This window comes from Yersinia sp. 1652 StPb PI (genome assembly GCF_041538345.1).
GTDB classification, from domain to species: Bacteria; Pseudomonadota; Gammaproteobacteria; order Enterobacterales; family Enterobacteriaceae; genus Yersinia; species Yersinia enterocolitica_E.
This window is the reverse complement of the sequence record NZ_JAULSM010000001.1, coordinates 3285253-3298174: the sequence shown is the minus strand read 5'-3', so window position 1 is coordinate 3298174 and position 12922 is coordinate 3285253. Positions and strand designations below refer to the sequence as shown.

Below are 12922 nucleotides of genomic sequence, written 5' to 3'. Positions count from 1 at the left end.
GATTATGAGCCTCTAATGAGGCTCACCCTGCGGGCCAGCGCAGGCGCTGTTCAAAATGGTTTACAACCAATTTGTCACTCGCTTGCCGCCTTCCTGCAACTCGAATTATTTAGGGTTTAGTCATTTTATAGCGAGTTATATTTTCACATTACTGGAGTAATTAAGATGCAAAAGCTAGCTGAGTTGTATCGTGGGAAGGCGAAGACCGTCTATACCACCGAAAATCCTGACCTGTTGGTATTGGAGTTCCGTAACGATACGTCAGCACTGGATGGTCAGCGCATTGAACAATTCGATCGTAAGGGAATGGTAAATAACAAATTTAACTATTTCATTATGACTAAATTGGAAGAAGCCGGTATTCCAACGCAAATGGAACGCTTGCTGTCAGATACCGAAGTGTTGGTCAAAAAACTGGAAATGATCCCAGTTGAGTGTGTTATCCGTAATCGTGCCGCAGGCTCGTTGGTAAAACGCTTAGGAATAGAAGAAGGTTTGCAACTGAACCCACCACTGTTCGACCTGTTTTTGAAAAACGATGCCATGCATGACCCAATGGTCAATGAGTCTTATTGCAAGACCTTTGGCTGGGCGACAGAAGCACAATTGGCCCGCATGAAAGAGCTGAGCTATCTGGCGAATGATGTGTTGAGTAAACTGTTTGATGATGCCGGTTTAATCCTGGTGGACTTCAAGTTGGAGTTCGGTTTGTTCGGTGATGAAGTGGTATTGGGTGATGAGTTCTCACCTGATGGCAGCCGTTTATGGGATAAGGAAACCCTGAACAAGATGGACAAAGACCGTTACCGTCAAAGCCTGGGTGGTTTGATTGAAGCCTACGAAGAAGTTGCACACCGTATCGGCGTAAAATTAGACTAACCGCGCAATCGATTCCGTTTTGTCTGGCGCAGGGGAGATAGTCGCTATCTCCCCCATGCTTTTCTTTCTTAACGCTACAGCATTATTAGCGATGTTCACCACTCAGCCCCTCTCTGGGCCAGCCGTAGCAAGCAGCGTTTAGTTCAGCTCCAGACAGATTTGTCTCTCACTTGCCGCCTTCGCTAAGTACTTTGAGCATGTATTTGAATGCCCAACTCCGCTAATAACACCAATCATTTAAGCTTTTAATGGTATTAGCTCAACAGATTTCCTACGATAATATGTAAGGAAAATATCTGGGAGTATTGCTATGCGTTGGCAAGGTCGTCGTGAAAGTGACAATGTAGAAGATAGGCGCGGGGATGCATCCGGGGGCGGTGGTGGGTTCCGGCCTCCGATTGGCGGCAAGGGCGGTATTGTTATTCTCATTGTGGTGTTGGTTGCGGGCTACTACGGGGTTGACTTGACCCCGCTGTTAAATGGCAGTGATCCGATGTCACAAACTCAAACTCAAACACAGCCACGTTCTCCAAGTTCAGTCAGCACTAAAGATGACCAATATGCCAAATTTACCTCGGTCGTTCTGGCGGATACAGAAGACGCCTGGAAACCTATTTTCCAAAAGATGGGGCGTACCTATCAGGAGCCTAAACTGGTGATGTATCGTGGTGCAACGCGCACCGGTTGCGGTACCGGTCAGTCCGTTATGGGACCGTTTTATTGCCCAGCAGATAGCACGGTTTATATCGACTTATCTTTCTATGAAGATATGAAGAATAAACTGGGTGCGGGGGGCGACTTTGCTCAGGCCTATGTGATTGCTCATGAAGTTGGCCACCATGTGCAGCATTTGATGGGTATTGATACTAAAGTGCGTCAGCAGCAGCAGGGTGCATCTCAGGCTGAAGCTAATCGCCTCTCGGTCAAAATGGAATTGCAGGCGGACTGTTTTGCCGGCGTGTGGGGCAAAGCCATGGAAGACCAGCAGGTGTTGGAAGTGGGTGATTTACAAGCGGCACTAAATGCGGCACAGGCAATTGGGGATGATCGCTTACAGCAGCAAAGGCAAGGGCGTGTCGTTCCTGATAGCTTCACTCATGGCACATCACAACAGCGCTATACCTGGTTTAAACGTGGTTTCGATAGCGGTGATCCTAATAGCTGCAACACGTTCTCCACCCGTTAAACTGATCAGCTAAAATCATTGGCGTTACAGCGAACAGCGCTGTAGCGTCAGGTACGAAAAGTATAAATAGATTATCATAAGACCACTTTCCTCTTACCGGCACGCTAGCTGCCGGCATTTATTGCAAGGCAGGGATAACCATGGCCGCTCTTGATCCAACTTTATTGATTCTATTGGCGTTGGCTGCGCTTGGCATCATTAGCCACAATATGACCGTCACATTAGCTATTCTGACACTACTCGCCATTCGTATTACTCCGTTAAATCAGTTTTTCCCATGGATAGAAAAGTATGGCTTAACCATCGGTATTTTGATTCTGACCATTGGCGTGATGACGCCGATTGCCAGTGGTAAAATTAGCGCCAGCGAGGTGCTGCACTCCTTTGTGCAGTGGAAATCGATATTAGCCATTGTGGTCGGGGTTGCGGTCTCTTGGTTAGGTGGCCGTGGCGTGTCGTTGATGACTCACCAACCGTCCGTGGTGGCAGGGCTATTGGTCGGAACGGTACTGGGGGTTGCGTTATTTAGAGGCGTTCCGGTTGGGCCGTTGATCGCCGCGGGCTTGCTTTCACTGGTGATCGGTAAATCGTAACGTGATCGATCAAATAGTGCTCAGCCAACCACTAATGGCACGGCAGGGGATACGGCGTTTACTGGTCCTCAGCGGTTGCGCGGATTGGTCGCGCCAGCAGGCATTAAATCTGCGTCAGCAATTGCCGGGTGATTGGTTATGGATAGCAGAACAGGCCGCTGACACTGGCAATGCAATTCACCCGACAGCGGCAAAAACCTTACTCGGGCAGGAAGGGTTACATGGCGTATTTGATGCCACCGATGGTTTGAATACCGAAGCACTGGCGGTGCTGGCCGGCGCATTGCAAGCTGGTAGCTGGCTGGTGCTGCTAGTGCCGCAGTGGGATAGGTGGCCGTGCTTACCAGACGCTGATAGTTTGCGCTGGAGTGAACAACTCACCCCCATCACTACACCGAATTTTATTCACCATCTGCAACGTCAACTTCAGGCTGATCCTGATGTTATTTTGTGGCAACAGAACCAGCCGCTATCCATGACTATGCTGAACTCTCGCCCAGACTGGCAGCAGCCCGACGGTTCCCCTACCACGGAACAGCAAACTATCCTTCAACGCCTGATGCAGGCAGAACGCGGCACTTGGGTGCTGACGGCAGCCCGTGGGCGCGGTAAATCGACGCTGGCCGGTATGTTGGTAGCGCAGTGGCCCGGTCGCTGCTGGGTCACCGGGCCGGGTAAAGCAGCCACACAAGTGCTGAATCAGTGCGCGGGAGAACGAGCGCACTTCTGGGCGCCAGATGCACTATTAGACTACTGTCGGTTAAACGATGTCAGCGGAATTGACTGGTTATTGATTGATGAGGCTGCGGCTATCCCTGCCACACTCCTATCGGCGTTATTGGTGTACTTCCCACGGGCATTATTAACCACCACCGTGCAGGGTTACGAAGGCACCGGGCGTGGTTTCTTGTTGAAGTTCTGTACAACACTACACGATTGGCACCCTTTGGCGCTAACAGACCCTATTCGTTGGGCCAGCGGTGATCCGCTAGAGCGTGTCGTGGATGAAGTTATGCTATTTGACGATGAGCTACCGCGCCGCGAATCTCTCTCAGCGTCAGTCGATATTATGCCCTGTAAGCAGCGCGATTGGCTGCACTACCCCGAATTGCTGCGACGTTTTTATGGTTTGCTTGCCAGTGCGCATTATCGCACCACCCCCCTTGATTTGCGGCGTTTGATGGATGCGCCAGGGATGCATTTTTCTGCGGCCAGGGTGGCTGATTCAGTCATTGGTGCACTGTGGCTGGTGGATGAGGGGGGGCTTAGCAGTGCATTAGCCCATGCCGTTTGGGCAGGGAAACGGCGGCCAAAGGGGAGTTTGGTGGCTCAGTCACTGGCGGCTCATAGTGGGCAATGGCATGCACCCACCTTACGGTCGCGGCGAATCAGTCGAGTCGCGGTAGCACCGTCATGGCGGCGGCAGGGGATAGCACTACAGATGATTGCCGCCGAGCTTGCGCGTGGGCAGCGCGAGAGGCTTGATTATATTTCAGTCAGTTTTGGTTATACCCCCGAATTAGAACGCTTCTGGCGTGCCTGCGGCTTTCATCTGGTGCGTATTGGTAGCCATAAGGAAGCCAGCAGCGGCTGTTATGCGGCAATGGCGATATTACCCCTGAGTTTAGCGGGACAATCGCTCTGTGAGGCAGCACGGCAGCAATTAGAGCGTGATTGGTATTGGTTGCAGCAATGGGTCGACATTCCAACGCCCTTATCGCTATCCCAGCCTCAACAACCTGACATTGCCTTAAATGACGACGACTGGCGTGAACTGGCTGGTTTTGCCTTTGCTTTTCGGCCGTTAGAGGCGAGTTTACCCGCACTACAGCGTTTGTTATTACGCAGTCAATTACCCCTTCCCGCATTACGGTATTATTTACAGCAGGGTATTTCGCCCGCGCAGATTGTTAACAATCTAGCCCTAACAGGGCGAAAAGCATTAGTGGCGCGGTGGCGGCAAGAGGCAGCCGAGGGGATGGCAGAGGATTGATGACAGTTATCTTTTATTGTCTTAACACTCAATTTCTCATGATGTGGCGAAGAGGCTCTTAGGGTAAGGTATTCGCCATATTCAGGATGAGTATAGCGAGGATATCCACCGAGTCAGATCCCGCATCCGCCGTTACCTTCAATAATTCCCACCAACTCCATCAATAAAACCCAATATCTCTGCGAAACCAGCAGCGTATAGTAACGTTATTGTTATTTAATGATTAAAGGCCGCTTGATGAATCAGACTTTTATCGTAGTGCAGCAACCCGCAACGCCAGAACAATTAATACTATTGTTTCATGGTGTTGGTGATAGCGCCGCTGGAATGGCACCGGTCGGTAGCCATTTTGCACAAGCCTTTCCTCAGGCGCTGGTCGTCAGTGTTGATGGTATATTCGCCAGCAACATGGGGAGTGGGCGTCAGTGGTTCTCAGTGCAAGGTGTTACTGAAGATAATCGTCAGGAGCGAGTTGATGCAGTGATGTCGCAATTCATTGATATTATACGTTATTGGCAACAGAAGAGTGGCCTTGGGGCACAGCAGACCACCCTGGTCGGTTTTTCGCAGGGCACGATTATGTCATTGGAGGGGGTGAAAGCTCAGCCGCAGTTAGCCGGGCAAGTTATGGCGTTTAGTGGCCGTTTTGCAACATTACCACAGCAACCCATCGCTGACGTGGTGATCCATTTTATTCATGGTGAGCAGGATGGGGTGATTCGTGTGGAACATGCCAAGGCTGCAACCAGTAGCTTAATGGCTTTGGGCAGCCGCGTAACACTGAGTCTGGATGCCAATACCGGGCATGGTATTAATCAACCGATGCTCAAACTGGCTATCGACCATTTACGTGACGACCATTTGCGTGACGACATTGTTGCGAGGTAATTCACCTTGACGAAGGGGCTGACCCCTTCGTTTGATGTGACTCGAGCTTCACTTATTTTTTCTTGTTCTTATCCGGCCAGTCGTCATCGTCGTCCCATTGCGCATTGTTATCGCGATGAGGCGGTAATTCTGGTTTGTTTTTTAAAAAGCTTTTATGATCAAGACGGCGTAACTCTTTGATACCGTTTAAGATAATACCTGCAAGCAGGATAAGTATGATCCACCAATAATCTGCTAACCAGTGCATGGTTAAGTTCCTTCCGTTGATATACCTGTCATCTTTCAAACTGCCAGTGTGGCTGCATTCAAGAACCTGAATCACCTGACTGCGTAAGCACGTCGGGATTAATCAACCTTATTCTCGCTTGCCGACTTCCTGCATCTTGAAATCTATAGGGTATGAATAAATCGCGAAAAAATCATGGGTAAATGGCTTGTCAGCCACTCACTGCCTGCCACATCCTGTGATTGCCAAGCTTCTAGTAGAATGTTGGGTGTCAGTAAATGTTCCGCCGCCGCAGCTAACGGGCGATAACTTAGGTGCCAAGGTTCTGCTGCAATACCGCCGTTGTCCTCGCTAAATGGCCGGTAAAAACCAAATTCAGCCATATGAACATCCAGCCACTGGGCCAACGGATAAAAATAGCCACTCGCTTGGTATTCCCATGGCTCCAGCTGTAATTTGGTCTCTGCGGGCAACAGGGAGGGATCGTAAATATCCAGATCACTGCCCCAGTGATGGCGGCTGGCTCCCGGCAGGGCAGACCAGCGTAAAATAGCCTCACAGCGAGCCTGAGCATCAAGTTGGCAAATCTCTATCGGCTGGCTGTCTTTATCTAATACTGGTCGCTCACCGCGAAATTTACCATTCCAGATCGCTAATTGGCGGTCAAAATCGCGAAAAGTGCTGGCAGGTTGTAAATCAAACCCCGCTCGTTTAGCGGCTTGTTGCATAGCCTGAAAGGCCGCAACAGCTTGTGGTTGCAGGCGATGGTTGCCGCTTAACACCGTCAGATGATCGGTTGAACGGCCGGTAAGCATCTCTGGTGTTAATGTATTAGCTGTCATGCGATGAGCTGCTCCATAATTCGCTGATACATCCGGCTCAGTAGCTGCAAGTCAGCGGCGTGAACACATTCATTCACTTTATGGATAGTGGCATTAACCGGCCCTAACTCCACCACTTGAGCGCCCATTAACGCGATAAAACGGCCATCAGAGGTGCCCCCGGTGGTTAACAGTTGCGGCGTGATTTCAGTGTAGTGCTCAACAGCATTAATTACTGCATCGACCAGCGCACCCCTTGCGGTAAGGAAGGGTTGACCAGACAACACCCACTCGAGGGTGTAATTTAGTTGATGGCGTTCCAACAGCGCCTCTACTCGCTGCTTAATCATGCTGTCAGTCAGTTCTGTACTGAAACGGAAGTTGAACTGCACATAGAACTCACCGGGAATCACATTATTGCTGCCAGTTCCGGCATGCAAATTGGCGATCTGCATACTGGTGGCAGGGAAGAACTCATTGCCTTCATCCCATTGTGTAGCAACCAGCTCATTCAGCGCTGGTATTGCCCGGTGAACCGGATTATCTGCTAAATGAGGATAGGCCACGTGTCCTTGAATTCCATGGATACGCAAGTTGGCAGTAATAGAACCCCGGCGGCCATTTTTCACCACATCGCCGACTCGGTCAGTACTGGAGGGTTCGCCAACCAGACAGTAATCCAGCCGCTCGTTACGCGCCATCAACGCATTCACGACTTTGACCGTACCGTTAATGGCCTTGGCTTCTTCATCGGAGGTAATCATAAATGCCAACCGGCCTTTATGCTCTGGATGAGCCGCGACAAAACGTTCGGCGGCGACCACCATTGCAGCCAGTGAACCTTTCATATCAGCAGCACCACGGCCATACAGCATGCCATCACGGATGGTCGGCTCAAACGGTGGGCTGCTCCAATGGCTTTCATCACCGGTGGGGACCACATCGGTATGACCGGCAAATGCCAAGGTTTCACCTTCGCCGCGCCAGGCCCAGAAGTTAAGGGTATCGCCAAAATTCATAGGTTCTACCGTAAAACCGATAGCCTCTAAGCGCTTAATCATGATCGCCTGGCAGCCCGCATCAGAAGGGCTGAGCGACGGGCGTCTAATTAATTGTTGGGCCAGTTCGATTACCGGACAGATCATGTTATTGCACCTCGATAACGTGTTGTTTAATATTATGTTGTTGAATAAAGAGTTGATAACTTTCAATTTTGAAGCCCAGCAGCATTTCGCCATTGGTGGCTTCCAGTAGCGGGCGTTTAATTATGGCTGGCTGTTCTAGCATCAGCGCTTTGGCGGCCAGAGCATCGGTTATTGCATCACGTTGGGCTTGTGGCAATTTACGCCAGGTGGTACCGCGCGTATTGAGCAATGGTTCCCAACCCAGTTGATCGATAAAACCTTGCAGGTGTTCGTCACTCAATCCGTCTGCACGATAATCGTGAAACTGATAGGCAATACCTTGCTCTTCCAGCCAGCGGCGGGCCTTTTTTATGGTATCGCAATTTTTAATGCCATAAAGGCGCAATGATGGAGTGGCTAGGCTATCTGACATGGAAAAATAATACCTCGGCTAGAATGGCAAATCAGGTCAGCCGTATAGACGACTGCCCGGCTCAAGGGGAGCAATTTGCCCATAATGCGGGAAAATGTGATTTGAATCCAGACGGCTATGCGTTGTTGAGCGCGGCGGTAATCAGAACTGACCTGTTGATTTAGCCGATACGGTCAAGGTTAGCGGCATATTGGCGAATCGCTTTTTGGTAGAGGCTGATGTCCTGATGGCTTGAGGTTTCAGCCAGCAATATCAATAACGTAGCGACTGCCTCTTTGGTTTCACCGAGGTTATACAGTGTCATGGCACGGAATAAGGTAATCTCTTTCGCTTGTGGGAAATGGGCTAACGCGCGGTCAAATGTATCCAGTGACTCTTGATATAGCCCCAGAGCGCGATAAGTGCTGCCCAGCCCCAGATAAGCCTCCTGCAACTCTTTACCTACCAGATTGTGCTCAATAGCGGCCCGATAGAATGGGATTGCCTGCAACTCCAACCCCTGCACATCATACAGTGAGGCAATCTTATACAGCAGACTGGCGTTATCTGGTGAACGACGCAGTAAGTCCAGCGCCATTGCCACCGCATCATCATAACGGCCCAGCTCTTTTAATGAGTCGATGGAGTGTTTCATGGTTGTGCTCTGTATTTTGCCAATAACGGGTTTTGTCAAAAACGGCGTTTACCCCTATATATCTGAGCACGCTACTCTCGAATGATAAAACAGGCAAGTGATGTAATGCTGGCTGAGGAAACTCAGTGACAGGGCAAAATTCAAGATCTCTGCGACAGATCTCATTTCAACCGTTAGGTAGCTTACTTTCGATTTTGACTGTTCAAAAAATAGGCGTATAATTGGCCGCGATAATTAGAGAGGATGTTATGGTTGAATTTGAGTTAAGCACGTGGAAAGAGTTTATCGATGCTATGCTGCGTAAGGCATAAGCGAATAAACCGGCAGTAAGAGTAACTATCTTTTTGTTGTTTTAACGATTGACTTATTACACACCCAGGGGCGAAAAATCGCTCGCCAGAAAGGCAGAGACCATATTGGCTCTGCCTTTTTTATGCCCGTCATCTTTCAAACCGTAGGTGTGTTGGCGGCTCTCGTTCACCCGAATCACTGACTTGATGTCAGCTCATCGGGGTTCTCTTGCTTGCCGTCTGCCTACAGCTTGAAATCTATTGGGCATAATCAGGAGTCATCTTTCAAACCGTAGGTGTGTTGGCGGCTCTCGTTACCCGAATCACTGACTTGATGTCAGCTCATCGGGGTTCTCTTGCTTGCCGTCTACCTACAGCTTGAAATCTATTGGGCATAATCAGGAGTCATCTTTCAAACCGTAGGTGTGTTGGCGGCTCTCGTTACCCGGCCCATCCTTGGGGGTTAGCGGCTCTCGTTACTCTTTCGCGCGCGGTGGCCTGCCTGGGAAGCGACGACGCACCAGAACAAAGAACAGCGGTACAAAGAAAATCGCCAGCACGGTAGCTGAAATCATCCCCCCCATCACACCAGTACCTACGGCATGTTGGCTACCTGAGCCTGCACCCTGGCTGATAGCCATGGGTAACACACCAAAGATAAATGCCAGCGAGGTCATCAAAATAGGCCGCAACCGCTGGCGGGAAGCCTCAAGAGTGGCTTCGACTAAATCTTTACCTTTATTGTTTAATTCGCTGGCAAACTCGACGATTAAAATGGCGTTTTTGGCCGATAAGCCAATAATGGTCAGCAACCCGACCTGGAAATAAACGTCATTCTCCAACCCGCGCATCCAGGTGGCCGCCACCGCACCTATAACCCCGAGAGGCACCACCAACATCACAGAGAACGGTATTGACCAGCTCTCATACAATGCCGCCAAACACAAAAACACCACCAGTAACGAGATGGCATAGAGGGCCGGGGCCTGTGAACCCGATAGCCGCTCCTGATAGGACATACCTGTCCACTCCAGACCAAAACCATTCGGTAGCTGTTTGACCAGATTCTCCATTACATCCATTGCAGTACCGGTACTGATACCTGGTGCCGCCTCACCGACAATTTCCAGTGCAGAATAACCGTTATAGCGCTCCAATCGTGGTGAGCCATATTCCCAGCGGGTAGTAGAGAACGCCGAGAAGGGCACCATGCTGCCGCTTTTATTACGGACATACCATTTGTTAACGTCTTCCGGCAGCATACGGGCGGTGGCCTCAGACTGCACATAGACTTTCTTCACCCGCCCACGATCAACAAAGTCGTTAACATAAGTCGAACCCCAGGCCGTTTTCAGGGTGTTGTTAATATCATCCAGTGCTACGCCCAACGCTTGTGCTTTGCGTTGATCGATATCTATCTGCAACTGCGGACTATCGTCCAATCCGTTATGTCGCACCCGGGTCAGGGCTGGCTCTTTAGCAGCCATCTGTAATAACTGATCGCGAGCAGCCATCAATTTGTCATGGCCCAAACCGCCGTGATCTTGTAATTCCATATCAAAACCTGATGAGCCACCCAAGCCTGAAATGGCCGGCGGGCTACTGACCGACACTCTGGCCTCGGCAATTTTATTAAATACTTTGGTGGCGCGTTCAATAATGGCAAAAGAAGAGTTATTACTCTCTTTACGCTGATCCCAATCAGACAACCGGATGAAGAGGCGTGCCACATTTTGGCCGTTACCACCTGGGCCGGACCCCACCGTTGAGAATACCGACAATACATTATTCTTTTCTTCCGTCAGGAAGTAGTTCTCTACTTTTTCAACCACTTTCAGTGTCTGTTGTTGGGTTGAACCCACCGGGAGCTGGACTTGGGCCATAAACACACCACGGTCTTCCAATGGTAAGAACGACGTCGGTAACTTGATGAACAACAGCGCCAGCCCGCCCAACAGCAGAAAATAGAGCAACATATAGCGCAGACTATGATGTAACACCTGAGCCACACCTTTCTCGTAACGGCGAGTGTTACTATCGAACATACGGTTAAACCAACCGAAAAAGCCGCGCTTGGCGTGATGATGGCCCTGCTGAATGGGTTTGAGCATGGTGGCGCAAAGTGCTGGGGTTAGAATCAAGGCGACCAGCACCGAAAGCACCATGGCAGAAACGATGGTAATGGAGAATTGGCGGTAGATGGCCCCGGTGGTGCCACCGAAGAATGCCATTGGGATAAACACGGCAGACAGCACCAGCGCAATACCCACCAATGCGCCCTGAATTTGCCCCATAGACTTACGAGTGGCTTCGCGCGGCCCTAGTCCTTCTTCGCTCATCACTCGTTCGACGTTTTCCACCACCACGATGGCATCGTCAACTAACAGTCCGATCGCCAATACAATGGCAAACATGGTTAGGGTATTAATACTGAATCCGAACGCCGACAGTACTGCGAACGTGCCCAATAGCACCACTGGGACGGCAATTGTTGGGATAAGGGTGGCGCGGAAATTCTGCAAAAAGAGATACATCACCAGGAAAACCAACAAAATGGCTTCCAACAATGTTTTTACCACATCCTTGATTGAGGCTTTAACGAACGGTGTGGTTTCATAAGCGATTTTGGCTTCAAGACCGTGCGGGAAAAACGGGGCCAGTTCTGCTATCCGGGCCTTAACCAACTCATCGGTTTGCAATTCATTGGCACCGGAGGCGAGCTTGATACTCATCCCTGATGCAGCCTGACCATTAAAGCGACTCAGATAATCATATCTTTCAGCACCCATCTCAATTTTAGCCACATCACCCAATGTGACCAGCGACCCGTCCTGGTTGACCCGCAGCGTGATCTCCCTAAATTGCTCTGGTGTCTGTAATTGAGATTGAGCATTAATGGTGGCATTTAATGCCTGATTATCGACGGCAGGGGTTCCACCTAATTGGCCCACCGCAATCTGACTATTTTGCGATTGGATAGCGCTGACAATATCTTGGGTGGTCAGTTGATAATTATTGAGTTTATTGGGGTCGAGCCAGATACGCATAGCATATTGGGAACCGAAGGCATCAATGCTGCCGACCCCTTCGATACGGCTAAGTGGGTCTTGTAGATTACTGGCGACATAGTCGGCAATATCTTGTTTATCCATACTGCCATCGGTGGAGACAAAGGCCACCATCATCAAGGTGTTATCACCGGATTTTGAAACTGAAACCCCTTGCTGTTGTACGTCTTGTGGCAGTTTTTTAATGGCAGACTGCAACTGATTCTGTACCTGCTGCATCGCTTCGTTAGGATCAGTACCCGCTTGGAATGTCAGGGTTATTGATGCGCTGCCAGAGTTGCTGCTTTGCGATGACATATACAACAGCTTATCAAGGCCGGTCATGCTTTGCTCGATAACCTGCGTGACGGTATTTTCCAGTGTTTGTGCCGAGGCTCCTGGATATGAGGCACTGATGCGGACGTTAGGTGGTGCCAGATTCGGGTATTGCTCAACCGGCAGCGTTGAGATTGCTAAAGCCCCGGTAAGACACAAAATTATCGCCAATACCCAAGCAAAGATCGGGCGGTCGATGAAAAAATTAGCCATGCAGTGCCAGCCTCTATAAATAAAAAATCATATCCAGCAGAATCTACTGTGCACTTTACGCGGGAATGCGGGTGGAAACGTGAAGAAAATATGGAGAACCTGTAAAAAACCTCGATAAAACTGAGTTAATCCATCTCAATGTAGAAAATAATGATAAACAGGTGTTTTTTCTGGCATCAGGTAAACTGATTATATCCCAAGAATTTAGCGTGGCAGCCAGGTTGCAATGTTAAATAAGCAGGGAATAGCAGTCACTCAA

General features: G+C 49.9%; 11 protein-coding genes. 5 read left to right on the top strand and 6 right to left on the bottom strand.

Going from position 1 to position 12922, the window contains the following annotated elements:
• The first annotated feature begins 165 nt into the window (after window positions 1–165).
• From purC to ypfH, 5 genes are all read left to right on the top strand, one after another.
• Window positions 166–879 (top strand): phosphoribosylaminoimidazolesuccinocarboxamide synthase, encoded by a 714-nt coding sequence (gene purC / locus Q2T71_RS15050; RefSeq protein ID WP_083163306.1) that lies wholly within the window; start codon window positions 166–168, stop codon window positions 877–879.
• Window positions 880–1189: 310 nt separating this feature from the next.
• Window positions 1190–2065 (top strand): neutral zinc metallopeptidase, encoded by an 876-nt coding sequence (locus tag Q2T71_RS15045; protein ID WP_372559625.1) that lies wholly within the window; start codon window positions 1190–1192, stop codon window positions 2063–2065.
• 140 nt (window positions 2066–2205) lie between these two features.
• Window positions 2206–2658: a DUF441 domain-containing protein gene (locus tag Q2T71_RS15040; RefSeq protein ID WP_004876835.1), complete on the top strand. Its 453-nt coding sequence runs from the start codon at window positions 2206–2208 to the stop codon at window positions 2656–2658.
• Window positions 2659–2692: 34 nt separating this feature from the next.
• Window positions 2693–4651: a tRNA(Met) cytidine acetyltransferase TmcA gene (locus Q2T71_RS15035; protein WP_372559933.1), complete on the top strand. Its 1959-nt coding sequence runs from the start codon at window positions 2693–2695 to the stop codon at window positions 4649–4651.
• Window positions 4652–4888: 237 nt separating this feature from the next.
• Entirely contained in the window at window positions 4889–5539 is a 651-nt protein-coding gene (gene ypfH, locus Q2T71_RS15030) for an esterase (protein WP_372559624.1), read from the top strand.
• 52 nt (window positions 5540–5591) lie between these two features.
• Here ypfH and Q2T71_RS15025 read toward each other — a convergent pair whose 3' ends face one another.
• The 6 genes from Q2T71_RS15025 to acrD form a co-directional block, all read right to left on the bottom strand.
• Window positions 5592–5786, bottom strand: a complete 195-nt coding sequence (locus Q2T71_RS15025) for a YpfN family protein (RefSeq protein ID WP_083163315.1) — start codon at window positions 5784–5786, stop codon at window positions 5592–5594.
• Between the two features lie 143 nt (window positions 5787–5929).
• On the bottom strand, window positions 5930–6607 hold the full coding sequence (locus tag Q2T71_RS15020) for a M15 family metallopeptidase (protein WP_372559623.1): 678 nt from the start codon (window positions 6605–6607) through the stop codon (window positions 5930–5932).
• Window positions 6604–7731, bottom strand: a complete 1128-nt coding sequence (gene dapE, locus Q2T71_RS15015) for a succinyl-diaminopimelate desuccinylase (RefSeq protein ID WP_372559622.1) — start codon at window positions 7729–7731, stop codon at window positions 6604–6606. The genes Q2T71_RS15020 and dapE overlap by 4 nt, the downstream gene beginning before the upstream one ends.
• A gap of 1 nt (window position 7732) precedes the next feature.
• Window positions 7733–8143 carry an ArsC family reductase gene (locus Q2T71_RS15010; protein ID WP_372559621.1) on the bottom strand — a complete coding sequence of 137 codons (411 nt, stop codon included), beginning with the start codon at window positions 8141–8143 and terminating at the stop codon, window positions 7733–7735.
• A gap of 160 nt (window positions 8144–8303) precedes the next feature.
• The gene (locus Q2T71_RS15005; RefSeq protein WP_372559620.1) at window positions 8304–8777 is read right to left on the bottom strand and encodes a tetratricopeptide repeat protein; all 474 of its coding nucleotides are present in this window, start codon (window positions 8775–8777) and stop codon (window positions 8304–8306) included.
• Between the two features lie 766 nt (window positions 8778–9543).
• Window positions 9544–12663, bottom strand: coding sequence for a multidrug efflux RND transporter permease AcrD (gene acrD, locus Q2T71_RS15000; RefSeq protein WP_372559619.1), 3120 nt, complete (start codon window positions 12661–12663; stop codon window positions 9544–9546).
• Window positions 12664–12922: the final 259 nt, after the last annotated feature.